We start from the raw sequence: 14,698 nt of genomic DNA, 5'->3' as shown, positions 1-14,698 counted from the left end.
ATGCCGGGTTACTGTAAACCTTTTAGAAGTCTCTGTTTTTATTGAGAAAATCTGATCGGTTGCCAGTGTCGAATCCTGGTTCAGACGTTCGGGCCGGGTCGTGACCTCTGGTTTTTTCTGTGTTTTCCGGTGCCGCAATGGATACTGGCAAGCGTGGCAGGCCTCAGCTTCCTGGCAACAGCGCTGACCTCGCCGCCGCCAGGCAGCAGCTCGAGCCCCGGCCGCCAAGGCCGGTTCGGGCAGGCGGCGCAGTGTGGCAGGGTGCGTGTCGCAGGGCCTCGGGCCGTGCCGCCGCGCGCCGTTGCCGACACCGCGAACGCTGCGCGATTCGCGGAGCCTTCGCGCCGCGCCACGCGCGCGCCGGACGCAGGCGAGAGCCAGGCCGTCACGTCGGTCGCCGCCGCGCAGAAACTCTCGGCGTGGCCGGGCGTCAAACCCTTATAAATTGAAATCTGTCGCAAGTCAGTCTTTTGGAGTTCTCATGTCCATTGAACGCACCCTCTCGATCATCAAGCCCGACGCCGTCGCCAAGAACGTCATCGGTCAGATCGTTGCCCGTTTCGAGCAAGCCGGCCTGAAGGTCATCGCTGCCCGCCTGCAACAACTGTCGCGCGCCGACGCCGAGCGTTTCTACGCCGTGCACAGCGAGCGCCCCTTCTTCAAGGACCTGGTCGACTTCATGATCTCGGGCCCGGTGTTCGTGCAAGTGCTGGAAGGCGAAGGCGCGATTGCCAAGAACCGTGACCTGATGGGCGCCACCGACCCCAAGAAGGCCGCTCCCGGCACGATCCGCGCCGACTTCGCCGAAAGCATCGACGCCAACGCCGTGCACGGTTCGGACGCTGCCGAAACCGCCGCCGTTGAAGTGGCTTTCTTCTTCCCCGAAATCAACATCCACAGCCGTTGATTGTCGGATTCAGCTTTTCTGTCAGTCCCTGAGTCATGAGCACCATCGAACGAATCAACCTGCTGGGCATGGATGCCGGCGCCCTTGCCGACCTGGTCGGGAAGTGGGGCGGCAAGCCGTTTCGCGCCCGTCAGCTGCAACGCTGGATCCATCAGCGCGGCGCCGATTCGTTCGACGCCATGACCGACCTTGCCCGTGATTTCCGCGGGCAGCTGGCCGAAAACTGCCTGATCGAAGCGCTGCCGGTGAACACCGAGCAGCGCTCCGTCGACGGTACACGCAAGTGGCTGTTCGACGTGGGGCAGGGCAACGCCATCGAAACCGTCTTCATTCCCGAAGACGACCGCGGCACCTTGTGCATCTCCAGCCAGGCCGGCTGCGTGGTGAACTGCCGCTTCTGTTCGACCGGCCACCAGGGTTTCAACCGCAACCTGCGCACCGACGAGATCATCGGCCAGCTCTGGTTCGCCAAGCGTGCCGTCGAGGCCGATCAAGGCTCCGCGCGCCTGGCCAACGCCAAGACCGCCGAAGACACCCGCGTGATCAGCAACGTCGTGATGATGGGCATGGGCGAGCCCCTCCTGAACTACGACCAGGTGCTGCCCGCGCTGCGCCTGATGCTCGACGACAATGCCTATGGCCTGTCGCGCCGCCGCGTCACCGTGTCCACCTCCGGTGTCGTGCCGCAGATGGACCGTCTCGCGCTCGATTGCCCTGTGGCGCTGGCCGTCTCGCTGCACGCGCCCAACGATGCGCTGCGCGACGAGCTCGTGCCGCTCAACAAGAAGTACCCGCTGAAGGAACTGCTGGCCGCGTGCAATCGCTATCTCGAGCACGCGCCGCGCGACTTCATCACGTTCGAATACTGCATGCTGGATGGCGTCAACGACACCGACCAGCACGCCAAGGAACTGATCCAGATTGCGCGCCAGGTGCGCTGCAAGCTCAATCTGATTCCGTTCAATCCGTTCCCCGCCTCGGGCCTGAAGCGCTCCGCCGCCGCCCGGGTGAAGGTCTTTGCCCAACGCCTGATGGACGCCGGCATCATCACCACGGTGCGCAAGACCCGTGGCGACGACATCGACGCGGCCTGTGGCCAGCTGGCCGGCGAGGTCAAGGACCGCACGCGTATCACCGAGCGCAACGCCGCGGCTCGGTCCATTCCCATTCGACAGGTGCCCGCATGACGCAGGAAATTGCTCCAGCAGTATCGCAAGCCGCTCCCGCTCCGGGATCCGGATCGCAGGCGGCGACTGTTGGCGCAGCCCTGCGCGCGTTGCGCCTGTCCAAGGGCTGGTCGCTCGAAGAAGTGTCCGGCCGCATCAAGTTTTCGGCGCGCCAGATCGAGGCGCTCGAAGAAGAGCGCTGGGACGCGCTGCCCACCGGCGTGTCGCTGCGCGGCCTGATCCGCAACTACGCCCGCCTGCTGGGCGCCGACGGCCAGGCGATTGCCGGCTCGCTCGACGTCCAGGCGCCGGCGCCCGCGCCCGCCAAGCTGTCGCAGACGCGCGGCCTGCGCGGTGGCGATGGCCTGCCCGGCGAAGAAGACCGCTCCGGCGGCTCGTGGGGCTGGTGGGTCGTCATCCTGCTGTTGATCGCCGCCGGCGTGGGCTATGCCTTCTGGCAAGGCTGGCTTCCGCGCGAATGGCTGTCGTTCCAGTGGGTTTCCCAGTTGACCAAGTAACAACAGCGGCCCGATTCATGCAAGATCAGTCCAAGCCCTGCCAGGACACGCCGCCGCCCGAGGTGGGCGCCGCGCCGCGTCGCACTACGCGCGCCGTCCAGGTCAAGTGGGGCGAGCGCGTCGTCACCATCGGTGGCGATCACCCGGTCGTGGTGCAGTCCATGACCAACACCGACACCGCCGATCCGATCGCCACCGCGATCCAGGTCAAGGATCTGGTGCAGGCCGGTTCGGAGATGGTGCGCATCACCGTCAACACGCCGGAAGCCGCGCGCGAAGTGATCGCGATCCGCGAGCAGCTCGACCGCATGGGCGTGTCGGCGCCGCTGGTCGGCGACTTCCACTACAACGGCCACAAGCTGCTCACGCAATATCCCGACTGCGCCCAGGCGCTGTCGAAGTACCGCATCAATCCGGGCAACATGGGCGGCGGCAAGCGCCGCGACGACAACTTCGCCCAGATGATCGAAGTGGCCTGCCGCCACGACAAGCCGGTGCGCATCGGCGTCAACTGGGGCAGCCTCGATCACGAATTGATGGCGCGCAAGATGGACCAGAACAACGCCCGCAGCACGCCCTGGGAAGCCCAGGCCGTGATGCGCGACGCGCTGGTCGAGTCGGCCATCAGCAATGCGCTGCGCGCCGAAGAGCTGGGCCTGGGCGGCGACAAGATCGTGCTGTCGTGCAAGGTCAGCCATGTCCAGGACCTGATCGCGGTCTATCGCGACCTGTCCGCGCGCTGCGACTACCCGCTGCACCTGGGCCTCACCGAGGCCGGCATGGGCAGCAAGGGCATCGTGGCGTCCACCGCCGCGCTGGCCGTGCTGATGCAGCAGGGCATCGGCGACACGATCCGCATCTCGCTCACGCCCGAGCCCGGCGGCGACCGCAGCCGCGAGGCCGTGGTCGCGCAGGAAATCCTCCAGACCATGGGCCTGCGTGCCTTCACGCCCATGGTCGTGGCCTGCCCCGGTTGCGGCCGCACCAGCAGCACCTTCTTCCAGGAGCTGGCCGACAGCATCCAGACGTATCTGCGCCGCCAGATGCCGCTGTGGCGCAGCCGCTACCCCGGCGTCGAAAGCATGAACGTCGCGGTCATGGGCTGTGTGGTCAACGGGCCCGGAGAGAGCCGCCATGCCGACATCGGCATCAGCCTCCCCGGAACCGGTGAAGTGCCGGCCGCCCCGGTGTTCGTCGACGGTGAACGCACCGTCACGCTCAAGGGCGACCACATCGCCGAAGAGTTCCAGGCCATCGTCGAAGACTACGTCGCCCGCCGCTACGGCGCCGACGCCTCCCATTAAGTACAAGGACCAGGCTGCCGTGCCCGTGGCAACGGGCGATGGCGGCACGACAAAGATGACGCAAGCTTTCCAGAAAGTCTCCGCGATCCGCGGGATGAACGACCTGTTGCCCGGCCAGAGCGCCCAGTGGGAACGTTTCGAGGAAATCGTGCGCGGCTGGCTGCGCAGCTACGGCTACCGCAACGTCCGCACGCCGGTGCTGGAGCACACCCGCCTGTTCGCCCGCGGCATCGGCGAGGTGACCGACATCGTCGAGAAAGAGATGTACACCTTCAACGATGCGTTGAACGGCGACCAGCTCACGATGCGCCCCGAAATGACGGCCGGCATCGTGCGCGCCTCGATCGAGCACAACCTGCTCTACGATCGGCCGCACCGCGTCTACTCGATCGGTCCGGTGTTCCGCCACGAGCGCCCGCAGCGCGGCCGCTATCGCCAGTTCCACCAGATCGACGTCGAGGCGCTGGGCTTTGCCGGCCCCGACGTGGATGCCGAGCTGATCGTCATGCTGGCCCGCCTCTGGAAGATGCTGGGCCTGACCGACATCCGCCTCGAGCTCAATTCGCTGGGTCAGCCGGCCGAACGCGCCGCGCACCGCGCCGCGCTGATCGCCCACCTCGAAAAGCACGTCGACATCCTCGATGAAGACGGCAAGCGCCGGCTCTACACCAACCCGCTGCGCGTGCTCGACACCAAGAATCCGGCCATGCAGGAAATGGCGGACAGCGCGCCGCGCCTGTTCGACTTCCTGGGCGACGAGTCGCGTGCGCACTTCGACGGCCTGTGCCAGCGCCTGACCGACGCGGGCATCGAATACCGCCTCAATCCGCGCCTGGTGCGCGGCCTGGATTACTACAACCTCACCGTGTTCGAGTGGGTCACCGACCGGCTCGGCTCCCAGGGCACCGTCTGCGGCGGTGGTCGCTACGACGGCCTGGTCGAGCTGCTGGGCGGCAAGGCCGCGCCCGCGGTGGGCTTCGCCATCGGCGTCGAGCGCCTGCTCGACCTCTGGGAACAGACCGTGCCGGCCCAGGCCGTGCCGGAGTGCGAGGTGTACGTGGTGCACCAGGGCGAGGCCGCTCAGCGCCTGGCCGCGCGCGTGGGCGAAGACCTGCGCGACGCCGGCTTCGACGTGGTCGTGCATGCCGGCGCAAGCAGTTTCAAGGCGCAATTCAAGCGGGCCGATGCCAGCGGCGCGCGCGTTGCGGTTATTCTTGGCGACGACGAAGTGGCCAACCAGAGCGCCAGCGTCAAATACCTGCGCGGTGTCGCCGAGGGCGATGCCGCCCAGCAACAGGTGGCGCTCGCACAGTTGGCTGAAGTTTTGAAATCCAAGGGTTAGCATGGCATACGATCTCGAAGAACAGGAAAAACTCGACGCAATCAAGGCATGGTGGGCTCGCTGGGGCACCTTGCTGCTCGGCGTCGCCACCGTGATCGTGCTGGCCTGGGGCGGCCATTCCGGCTGGAAGGCCTACCAGGGCTATGAAGCCAACAAGGCGATGGGTTACTTCGAAGCGCTCGAAGACGCGGCCCGCCTGGGCGGCGCCGACTCGGCCGGCCGCATCAAGGCCGCCGCCGACACGCTGCGCAAAGATTACCCGGCCACCGGCTACGCCGGCCGCGGCGCGCTCGTCGCCGCCACCGCGCTCGCCGCCCAGAAAGACACCGACGGCGCACGCGAACAGCTCGAATGGCTGGCCGCCCAAGATAAGCAGCCCGGCCTGCAGCCCGTGGCGCGCCTGCGCCTGGCCGGCCTGCTGCTCGATCAGAAGCAGTACGACGCCGCGCTGGCCCAGCTCAACAACCCGCCGGCATCGTTCGCCGCGCTCTACGCCGACCGCCGCGGCGACATCCTGGCCGCGCAGGGCAAGCGCGACGAGGCCCGTACCGCGTGGCAGCAGGCCGTCGACGGCCTCGGCACCGCCAATCCCCTCACGCAAGCCGTACAACTGAAGCTCGATGCTTTGACCGGAGCCTGACAAGTGATGCGTAATTCCCGTCCTGGCCGCCAGCTGTGGCGCGGCGCCGTCGTGTTGAGCAGTGTGCTGGCCCTGAGCGCGTGCTCGTGGTTCTCGAAAGACGACGACCGCTATGCGCCCGCGCCCCTCACCGACTACGCGCCGGCGATGTCCGTGCGCGCCGTGTGGTCCCAATCGATCGGCAGCGGTTCCGGCCTGGGCTTCGCGCCCACGGTCATCGGCGATGCGATCTACGCCGCCACCCCGGATGGCTCGGTCGGCAAGTTCGACCTGCAGAGCGGCCGCGTGATCTGGAAGAGCAAGGCCGAGTCCAAGCTGTCGGCCGGCGTCGGCTCCGACGGCACCACCACCGCCGTGGCCACGCCCTCGGGCGAGGTCATCGCGTTCGACGACACCGGCAAGATCAAGTGGCGCGCCAAGGCCACCAGCGACGTCGAGATCCCGCCTGCGGTGGGCTACGGCGTCGTCGTGGTGCGCAGCGGCGACTACCGCATCCAGGCCTTCGACGCCCAGAGCGGCAACCGGCTCTGGAGCCTGCAGCGTCCGGGTCCGGCGCTGGCCCTGCGCAGCGCTGCCCAGATGGTCATGGCCGAAGGCCTCGCCATCACCGGCCTGCCCGGCGGCAAGATGCTGGCCATCAACGTCGCCTCGGGCAACGTCCAGTGGGAAGGCACCGTCGCCACGCCCAAGGGCGCCAGCGACCTCGAACGCCTGACCGACGTGGTCGGCGCGCCGCGCCTCGCGGGCCCGCTGCTGTGCGCGGTGGCCTACCAGGGCCGCATCGTGTGCTTCGACGTGACCCAGGGCGGCCGCCCGCTGTGGGCCAAGGATTTCTCCAGCTCGAGCGGCATGATGGTCGACGACCGTAACGCCTACGCCCCCGACCAGAGTGGCATCGTCAGCGCCTTCGCGCTCGACAATGGCAACAACGTCTGGAAGCAGGCGGGCCTGAAGAACCGTAAACTGACCTCGCCGGCCATCCTGGGCAGCGCGGTCGCCGTCGGCGACTACGACGGCTACGTCCACTTCCTGTCGCGCAGCGACGGCCGCCTGATGGCGCGCCTGTCGGTGGGCGGCGGCGCAGTGGTATCGCCGCCCCAGTCCACGCAACAAGGCGTGGTGGTCCAGACCGGTAACGGCAATCTGGTCCTCATCGGCACCAACTAATTTCTAATCAGTCTTACACCGTGGCTTTCAAACCTGTCGTTGCCCTGGTCGGCCGCCCCAATGTGGGCAAGTCGACCCTCTTCAACCGCCTCACGCGCTCCCGCGCGGCGTTGGTGGCCGACTATTCCGGCCTGACCCGCGACCGGCACTACGGCGAGGGCAGGGTTGGCGACACGCCTTTCATCGTGGTCGACACCGGCGGTTTCGAACCGGTCGCCAAGGATGGCATCCTGGCCGAGATGGCGCGCCAGACGCGCCAGGCCATCGCCGAAGCCGACGTGGTGGTGTTCCTGGTCGATGCCCGTGCCGGCGTCAACGCCCACGACCACGAGATCGCCCGGCTGCTGCGCAAGTCCGGCCAGCAGCGCGTGCTGCTCGCCGTGAACAAGGCGGAAGGCATGAGCGAGGGCAAGGCCACGACCGAGTTCCACGAGCTCGGCCTGGGCGAGCCGCATCCGATCTCGGCCGCGCATGGCGACGGCATCGTCGACCTGATCGAAACGGCGCTGGCCGACCTGGTCGACCCCGCGCCCGAAGACGAGGCCGAGCAGGAGGCCGCGCACGACCACCGCATCAAGCTGGCCATCGTGGGCCGCCCCAACGTCGGCAAGTCCACGCTGATCAACACGCTGATGGGCGAAGAGCGCGTGATCGCCTTCGACATGCCCGGCACCACGCGTGATGCCATCGAGATCGACTTCGATCGCGATGGCCGCAAGTACACGCTGATCGACACCGCCGGCCTGCGCAAGCGCGGCAAGGTGTTCGAGGCCATCGAGAAGTTCTCGGTCATCAAGACCCTGCAGGCCATCGAGGCCTGCAACGTGGTGCTGCTGATGATCGACGCGCAGACCGAGGTCTCCGAACAGGACGCGCACATCGCCGGCTTCGTGCTCGAAACCGGCCGTGCGGTGGTGGTGGCCATCAACAAATGGGATGGCCTCGACGACGACCAGCGCGAGCGCATCGAGCGCGAGTTCCAGCGCAAGCTGCGCTTCCTGTCGTTTGCACGCGTGCACACCATCTCGGCGCTCAAGGGCCAGGGCATCCGCCCGCTGCTGAAGTCGGTCAATGCCGCCCATGCCGCGGCCTTTGCCGATCTCTCCACGCCCAAGCTCACGCGCGAGCTGCAGGCCGCCGTCGAGCAGCAGCAGCCCCCGCGCAAGGGCATCTTCCGTCCCAAGATGCGCTATGCGCACCAGGGCGGCCAGAACCCGCCGCTCGTGGTCATCCACGGCAACGCGCTCGACGCCATTCCCGATTCCTATCGCCGCTACCTCGAAACGCGTTTCCGCAACGCCTTCGACCTGGCCGGCACGCCGCTGCGCATCGAATTCAAGTCTTCGCGCAACCCCTACGCCGAGGATAAGTAAATGTCCCGCTACTGGAGCCCCATCGTCGGGGCGCTCAGTCCGTATGTGCCGGGCGAGCAGCCCAAGCTGCTCGACCTCGTCAAGCTCAACACCAACGAAAATCCGTATGGCCCGTCGCCCAAGGCGATCGAGGCCATCCGCGCCGCCACGGGCGACACGCTGCGCCTCTATCCCGATCCGGCCTCCGACCGTCTGCGCGAGGCCATCGCCACGCAGGCAGGCCACGGCATCACCGCCGGCCATGTGTTCGTGGGCAACGGCTCCGACGAAGTGCTGGCGCACGTGTTCCAGGCGCTGCTCAAGCACGACGGCCGCAAGCTGCTGTTTCCGGACATCAGCTACAGCTTCTATCCGGTCTACTGCGGCCTGTATGGCGTCGAGCACGAAACCGTCGCGCTCACCGACGACTTCCGCATCGCCCCCGAGGATTACCTGCGCACGGGCGACGCGGCCGCGGGCGGCATCATCTTCCCGAATCCCAACGCGCCCACCGGCCGCGCGCTGCCGCTGGCCGACGTCGAACGCGTCGTCGCGGGCAACCCGCAGTGCGTGGTCGTGATCGACGAGGCCTACGTCGACTTCGGCGCCGAGAGCGCCGTCGCGCTGGTCGCGCGTCACGCCAACCTGCTGGTGATCCAGACGCTGTCGAAGTCGCGTTCGCTGGCCGGCCTGCGCGTCGGTTTCGCGATCGGCCATCCCGATCTGATCGACGGCCTGAACCGCGTGAAGGACAGCTTCAACTCCTATCCGATCGACCGCCTCGCGGCCGCCGGTGCCGAGGCTGCGATGCTGGACCAGCCGTACTTCGAGCAGACCTGCCGCGCCATCATCGCCACGCGCGACCAGCTCACCGCGGACCTGCAGGCGCTCGGCTTCGAGGTGCTGCCGTCGGCCGCCAATTTCGTGTTTGCGCGACATCCTTCGCACGATGGCGCAAAGCTCGCGGCAGCGCTGCGCGAACGCGCTATTATCGTTCGTCATTTCCGCCATGCGCGCATCGATCAATTCCTGCGCATCACGGTGGGAACCAATGATCAATGTGCCCGTCTCATCACGGGCCTGAAGGCGATTTTTTCATCGTGACGCCCTCGGGGAAAATCTGAAAACTCTGGTGGCATCTTGCCCGGGCAGCCAAGTAGCACCGCCCGGGAAAACCCTGTAGAGTACAGATTTCGGCGTCCGCCACCACCACTCAATAACAAATGGAGCCTGGCCAATGAGCAATAAAGGGCAAACTTTGCAAGACCCGTTTCTGAACACGCTGCGCAAGGAACACGTGCCCGTGTCGATCTATCTGGTCAACGGGATCAAGCTTCAGGGGCAGATCGAATCCTTCGACCAATACGTGGTGCTGCTGCGTAACACCGTCACCCAGATGGTCTACAAGCATGCGATTTCGACCGTCGTTCCGGCTCGCGCCGTCAATTTCCAGGTGGAAGTTCCCGCTGAATAAACCGCTTATTGCTCCGGCAGTACCTCCTGTTGCCCGCCGCACTTCACGTGCCGGCGGGCATTTTCGCTTTGGCCTCGATATGGTGCATGTATGCGTGCCCTGATTATCAGTGTGGATCTGGGCAGTCCCGATCATCTTGCCCATGCCGAAGAATTCCAGATGCTGGCCGATGGCGCCGGCGCGGAAATCGTCGGCACGCTCAACGCGCGGCGTGACCGCCCCGACGCAAAATTCTTCATCGGCTCCGGCAAGGTGGAGGAGGGCGTCGCGATGGCGGGTGCCCTGTTGGCCGACATCGTGCTGTTCGACCAGCCGCTGTCGCCGGCGCAGCAGCGCAACCTCGAACGCGAATTCAATCTGCGCGTGGTCGACCGCGTTGCGCTGATCCTCGACATCTTCGCGCTGCGCGCCAAGAGCCACGAGGGCAAGCTGCAGGTCGAGCTCGCACAGCTGCAGCATCTGTCGACGCGCCTGACGCGTCTGTGGTCTCACCTGGAGCGTCAGCGCGGCGGTATCGGCATGCGCGGGCCGGGCGAATCGCAGCTCGAAATGGACCGCCGCATGATCGGCGCCAAGGTGAAGGTGCTGCGCGAACGTCTCGACCGTGTCGAGCGCCAGCGCGTCACCCAGCGCCGTGCGCGTGCGCGCGGCGGTGCGCTGTCGGTGTCGCTGGTGGGCTACACCAACGCCGGCAAGTCCACGCTGTTCAACTCGCTCACGCGGGCCGGCGCCTATGCGGCCGACCAGCTCTTCGCCACGCTCGACACGACCACGCGCCGGCTCTGGATCGAAGGGGCGGGCTCGGTGGCGATCTCGGATACGGTGGGATTCATCCGCGATCTGCCGCCCAACCTGATCGCGGCCTTCCGCGCCACGCTCGAAGAAACCGTGCATGCCGACCTGCTGCTGCATGTGGTGGATGCATCGAGCCCGCAGCGCGATGAGCAGGTATTGGAAGTGCAGAAGGTGCTCGAGGAAATCGGCGCTGCCGCGATTCCCACCATTCTGGTATATAACAAGATCGACCGCCTCGACCTGCCTGCGCGGGTAGAGCGCGATGCCCATGGTACGATTGCGCGAGTATTCGTAAGCGCTACCGAGCGCGCCGGTCTGGATGCGTTGCGCGGGGCAATTGCAGAGACCGGACAGATTGCGGGAAACAATGCCTCGAATCAACAAACTCTTCAATCTGAATGATCCCGGCTGGGGTCGTGGTAACAACAATGGCTCCGAGCCGCCCAAGCAGCGGCCCCAGGGCAATGGAGACGGTCCGCCCGACCTCGACGAGGTCTGGCGCGATTTCAATAATCGTCTCGGCTCGCTGTTCGGACGCAAAGGCGGCGGTGGCAACAACCGCCCCAATGCGCCGCGCGGCGGCATGACGCCGCCGTCGCCGCGAGGTGCCCGCATCGGACTGGGAGTGATCGCCCTGGTCGGCGTGGGCCTGTGGCTCGCCAGCGGCTTCTTCATCGTCCAGGAAGGCCAGGTGGCCGTGGTCACCCAGTTCGGCAAATACAAGAGCACGGCGCCGGCGGGTTTCCAGTGGCGCATGCCGTATCCCATCCAGGCCCATGAAATGGTCAACGTGTCGCAGCTGCGCACGTTCGAAGTGGGCTTCCGGGGCGGTTCGCGCAACAAGGTCCTGCCCGAAGCGCTGATGCTCACCACCGACGAAAACATCGTCGACATGCAGTTCGTGGTGCAGTACCGCCTGCGTGCCGATGGCGCGCCCGACTACCTCTTCAAGATGCGCGACCCGGACGACGCCGTGCGTCAGGCCGCCGAAACCGCCATGCGCGAAATCGTCGGCAAGAAGCCGATGGACTTCGTGCTGTACGAAGGCCGTACCGAAGTGGCCGGCGAAGTGCAGGCGCTGATGCAGCAGATTCTCGACCGCTACCAGGCTGGCATCCAGATCAGCACCGTGGCGATCCAGAACGTGCAGCCGCCCGAGCAGGTCCAGGCCGCGTTCGACGACGCCGTCAAGGCAGGCCAGGATCGCGAGCGCCAGATCAACGAAGGCCAGGCCTACGCCAATCAGGTCGTGCCGCTCGCCAGCGGCCAGGCGTCGCGCATGCTCGAGCAGGCCGAGGGCTACAAGGCCAAGGTCATCGGCGATGCGCAGGGTAATGCCGCGCGCTTCACGTCGATCCTCGGCGAGTACGAAAAGGCGCCGCAGGTCATGCGCGAGCGTCTCTACCTCGAAACCATGCAGGAGATCTTCACGCGCGCCAGCAAGGTCATGGTCGACACGCAGAACGGCAACCAGCTGATGTATCTGCCGCTCGACAAGATCATGCAGCAGACCGCGCAGGATGCGGGTCGTCCCCAAGGCAGCAATCTGAGCCTGCCGGGCGCGAACCAGCCCGCCATTCCGCCCGCGCCGTCGCGCACCCCGGGGTCGGCAAACAATGCCGGCAACAGCAGCAACACCGGCAACACGCTGACGCGCGATCGCGTGCTGTCCCGCTAATCCCGAGGAGCCCTGACTATGCAACGTCTCATGCCTTACCTGGTCGGCCTTCTCATCATCCTGGCCGTCCTGTCTTCCTGCGTGTTCGTCGTGCGCGAGCGCGACTACGCGCTGGTGTTCTCGCTCGGTGAAGTCCGTACCGTCATCAACGAGCCGGGTCTGTACTTCAAGGCGCCGCCGCCGTTCCAGAACGTCGTCACGCTCGACAAGCGCATCCTCACCATCGAATCGACCGATGCCGAGCGCATCCAGACTTCCGAAAAGAAGAACCTGCTGATCGATTCGTACGTGAAGTGGCGCATCGCCGATCCGCGTCTGTACTACGTCACCTTCGGCGGCAACGAGCGCGCCGCCCAGGAGCGTCTGCAGGCCCAGATCCGCGACGCGCTGAACGCCTCGGTCAACGTGCGTACCGTGAAGGACGTCGTCTCTGCCGAGCGCGACAAGGTCATGGCCGAAATCCTGACCAACGTCGCCAAGCGTGCCGAGCCGCTCGGCGTGCAGGTGGTGGATGTGCGCCTGCGCCGCATCGAGTTTGCGCCCGAGATTTCCGAGTCGGTCTATCGCCGCATGGAAGCCGAGCGTACGCGCGTCGCCAACGAGCTGCGCTCGATCGGTGCCGCCGAAAGCGAGAAGATCCGCGCCGAAGCCGATCGCCAGCGTGAAGTGATCGTGGCGCAGGCCTATGCGCGCGCCCAGAGCGTGATGGGTCAGGGCGATGCCGAGGCGGGTGGCATCTACGCCCAGGCCTTCGGCAAGAACCCCGAGTTCTACACGTTCTACAAGAGCCTCGAGGGCTACCGCGCCGCGTTCTCCAAAACCGGGGACGTGCTCGTGGTCGACCCGAGCTCCGACTTCTTCCAGTTCTTCAAGAATCCCACGCCCGCCGCGGCCGGGGCCAAGTAAGAACCGGCAGGGCCGGAATATGCGGATCGGGCGCCTGCGGGCGCCCGATCCGCATCCGCACGCGGGTGGGATTCAGGCTAGGAGGTTCGGGCCGATCCATGTACAATACCCCGTAAGCTAGAAATAATTCCGCAACGGCTGAGCGGGCTTACGCCCCCTCAGCCGTTTTTCGTTTGGGCGACGCTTTCGCGATTTCCGAAGGCGTCAATCAGGTAAAGAATTTCATGGGTAACTGGTTGCTGCCCGAGGGGCTGGCAGATGTCTTGCCGGCCGAGGCCCGGCGCATCGAAGAGTTGCGACGCGAACTGCTCGACCTATACCGTACTTACGGTTTCGAGTTGGTGGCGCCGCCGCTGGTTGAATACATCGATTCCCTGCTGTCGGGTACCGGCAGCGATCTGGGGTTGTATACCTGCAAGCTGGTGGATCAGCTGTCGGGGCGCACGCTGGGCGTACGCGCCGACATGACCACCCAGGTCACCCGCATCGATGCGCATTTGCTCAACCGTGCCGGCGTCACGCGGCTCTGTTACTGCGGCACCGTGCTGCATGCCCGCCCGGCCGACCTGCTGTCGAGCCGCGAGCTGCTGCAGATCGGCGCCGAGATCTACGGTCACGCGGGCTTCGAAGCCGACCTCGAAATCATCAACTTGGTGCTCGAAACGGTAGGCATCGCCGGTGTGCGCGCGCCGCGCCTCGAACTCAGCCACTCCGGCGTGGTCAAGGCGCTGTTCGACACCGACCCGGCCGCCGTCACGCGGGCCGACGAAATCATTCTGCTGCTGCGCGAAAAAGACGTCGCCGGGCTCAAGGCGCTGAACCAGGCCGAGCCGGCATTGCGTCCCGAAACGCAGCAGGCCCTGCGGGCGCTGGCCGAGCTGTACGGCGGCGCCGAGGTGATCGAAGAGGCGCGTCGCCTGCTGCCGGCCTCGCCGGTGCTGGCCGCCGCGCTCGACGATCTGCAGGCCGTGGTCGATGCGCTGCCGAACGTCGCGCTCGGCATCGACCTGGCCGACGTGGGTGGCTACGGCTATCACTCCGGCGTCACCTTCGCGCTCTATGCCGAGGGCTGGCACGATGCATTGGTGCGCGGCGGTCGCTACGACGACGTCAGCCGCGCATTCGGCCGGGCTCGCCCGGCCACGGGCTTCAGCCTGGATCTGCGCAAGCTCGCAGCCGGGCTGGCGCCGGCGGAACCCGGGCGCGCCGTGCGCGCGCCGTGGGGGCAGGACCCCGCCCTGATCGATGCGGTGCGCGCACTGCGCCGGTCGGGCGAAATCGTCGTCCAGGTGTTGCCCGGCCACGAGCAAGACCAGGACGAATACGTTTGCGATCGCGAGCTGGTGCTGAAAGACGGCACCTGGACGGTCAAGACGCTGTGACTAACTCCCTCCCGTTCGTGGGAGGGCCGCGGGGAGATTTCCGGATTTCCCGAGAAACTCGATATCT

Annotated in this window: 14 protein-coding genes; all 14 read left to right on the top strand. The window is 66.2% G+C overall.

Going from position 1 to position 14,698, the window contains the following annotated elements:
- Positions 1-481: 481 nt before the first annotated feature.
- The 14 genes from ndk to CEG14_RS15675 all read left to right on the top strand — a co-directional run bounded on the left by ndk (position 482) and on the right by CEG14_RS15675 (position 14,631).
- Positions 482-907 (top strand): nucleoside-diphosphate kinase, encoded by a 426-nt coding sequence (gene ndk, locus CEG14_RS15740; protein ID WP_094827251.1) that lies wholly within the window; start codon positions 482-484, stop codon positions 905-907.
- A gap of 35 nt (positions 908-942) precedes the next feature.
- On the top strand, positions 943-2,094 hold the full coding sequence (gene rlmN / locus CEG14_RS15735) for a 23S rRNA (adenine(2503)-C(2))-methyltransferase RlmN (RefSeq protein WP_094827250.1): 1,152 nt from the start codon (positions 943-945) through the stop codon (positions 2,092-2,094).
- Positions 2,091-2,591, top strand: coding sequence for a helix-turn-helix domain-containing protein (locus CEG14_RS15730; RefSeq protein WP_094827249.1), 501 nt, complete (start codon positions 2,091-2,093; stop codon positions 2,589-2,591). The genes rlmN and CEG14_RS15730 overlap by 4 nt, the downstream gene beginning before the upstream one ends.
- Before the next feature lie 17 nt (positions 2,592-2,608).
- Positions 2,609-3,895: a flavodoxin-dependent (E)-4-hydroxy-3-methylbut-2-enyl-diphosphate synthase gene (gene ispG / locus CEG14_RS15725; RefSeq protein ID WP_094827248.1), complete on the top strand. Its 1,287-nt coding sequence runs from the start codon at positions 2,609-2,611 to the stop codon at positions 3,893-3,895.
- Positions 3,896-3,950: 55 nt separating this feature from the next.
- Positions 3,951-5,237, top strand: coding sequence for a histidine--tRNA ligase (gene hisS, locus CEG14_RS15720; protein WP_094827247.1), 1,287 nt, complete (start codon positions 3,951-3,953; stop codon positions 5,235-5,237).
- Between the two features lies 1 nt (position 5,238).
- Positions 5,239-5,877, top strand: a complete 639-nt coding sequence (locus tag CEG14_RS15715; RefSeq protein WP_094827246.1) for a YfgM family protein — start codon at positions 5,239-5,241, stop codon at positions 5,875-5,877.
- A 3-nt stretch (positions 5,878-5,880) separates the two neighbouring features.
- The gene (gene bamB, locus CEG14_RS15710; RefSeq protein ID WP_094827245.1) at positions 5,881-7,044 is read left to right on the top strand and encodes an outer membrane protein assembly factor BamB; all 1,164 of its coding nucleotides are present in this window, start codon (positions 5,881-5,883) and stop codon (positions 7,042-7,044) included.
- Between the two features lie 20 nt (positions 7,045-7,064).
- A complete protein-coding gene (gene der / locus CEG14_RS15705) occupies positions 7,065-8,417 on the top strand; it encodes a ribosome biogenesis GTPase Der (RefSeq protein ID WP_094827244.1) in 1,353 nt (450 codons plus the stop codon).
- Entirely contained in the window at positions 8,418-9,500 is a 1,083-nt protein-coding gene (hisC, locus tag CEG14_RS15700) for a histidinol-phosphate transaminase (protein WP_094827243.1), read from the top strand.
- A 133-nt stretch (positions 9,501-9,633) separates the two neighbouring features.
- Complete coding sequence (gene hfq / locus CEG14_RS15695) at positions 9,634-9,870, top strand: RNA chaperone Hfq (protein ID WP_003810707.1); 237 nt, start codon at positions 9,634-9,636, stop codon at positions 9,868-9,870.
- A gap of 90 nt (positions 9,871-9,960) precedes the next feature.
- Positions 9,961-11,067, top strand: coding sequence for a GTPase HflX (gene hflX, locus CEG14_RS15690; protein ID WP_094827242.1), 1,107 nt, complete (start codon positions 9,961-9,963; stop codon positions 11,065-11,067).
- Positions 11,033-12,343 carry an FtsH protease activity modulator HflK gene (gene hflK, locus CEG14_RS15685; protein WP_094827241.1) on the top strand — a complete coding sequence of 437 codons (1,311 nt, stop codon included), beginning with the start codon at positions 11,033-11,035 and terminating at the stop codon, positions 12,341-12,343. The genes hflX and hflK overlap by 35 nt, the downstream gene beginning before the upstream one ends.
- Before the next feature lie 18 nt (positions 12,344-12,361).
- Positions 12,362-13,249, top strand: a complete 888-nt coding sequence (gene hflC, locus CEG14_RS15680; protein ID WP_094827240.1) for a protease modulator HflC — start codon at positions 12,362-12,364, stop codon at positions 13,247-13,249.
- Between the two features lie 224 nt (positions 13,250-13,473).
- Entirely contained in the window at positions 13,474-14,631 is a 1,158-nt protein-coding gene (locus CEG14_RS15675) for an ATP phosphoribosyltransferase regulatory subunit (RefSeq protein ID WP_094827576.1), read from the top strand.
- The last annotated feature ends 67 nt before the right edge of the window (positions 14,632-14,698 follow it).

Origin of the sequence: Bordetella genomosp. 1, assembly GCF_002261335.1 — a bacterium.
Taxonomy (GTDB): domain Bacteria; phylum Pseudomonadota; class Gammaproteobacteria; order Burkholderiales; family Burkholderiaceae_B; genus Bordetella.
The sequence above is the reverse complement of the archived record's forward strand: the minus strand, read 5'-3'. Positions and strand labels throughout refer to the sequence as shown.

Coding starts and splice junctions, on each gene's coding strand:
- ndk (WP_094827251.1), top strand. CDS start 482: ATGTCCATTGAACGCACCCTCTCGATCATCAAGCCCGACGCCGTCGCC.
- rlmN (WP_094827250.1), top strand. CDS start 943: ATGAGCACCATCGAACGAATCAACCTGCTGGGCATGGATGCCGGCGCC.
- CEG14_RS15730 (WP_094827249.1), top strand. CDS start 2,091: ATGACGCAGGAAATTGCTCCAGCAGTATCGCAAGCCGCTCCCGCTCCG.
- ispG (WP_094827248.1), top strand. CDS start 2,609: ATGCAAGATCAGTCCAAGCCCTGCCAGGACACGCCGCCGCCCGAGGTG.
- hisS (WP_094827247.1), top strand. CDS start 3,951: ATGACGCAAGCTTTCCAGAAAGTCTCCGCGATCCGCGGGATGAACGAC.
- CEG14_RS15715 (WP_094827246.1), top strand. CDS start 5,239: ATGGCATACGATCTCGAAGAACAGGAAAAACTCGACGCAATCAAGGCA.
- hisC (WP_094827243.1), top strand. CDS start 8,418: ATGTCCCGCTACTGGAGCCCCATCGTCGGGGCGCTCAGTCCGTATGTG.
- hfq (WP_003810707.1), top strand. CDS start 9,634: ATGAGCAATAAAGGGCAAACTTTGCAAGACCCGTTTCTGAACACGCTG.
- hflX (WP_094827242.1), top strand. CDS start 9,961: ATGCGTGCCCTGATTATCAGTGTGGATCTGGGCAGTCCCGATCATCTT.
- hflK (WP_094827241.1), top strand. CDS start 11,033: ATGCCTCGAATCAACAAACTCTTCAATCTGAATGATCCCGGCTGGGGT.
- hflC (WP_094827240.1), top strand. CDS start 12,362: ATGCAACGTCTCATGCCTTACCTGGTCGGCCTTCTCATCATCCTGGCC.
- CEG14_RS15675 (WP_094827576.1), top strand. CDS start 13,474: ATGGGTAACTGGTTGCTGCCCGAGGGGCTGGCAGATGTCTTGCCGGCC.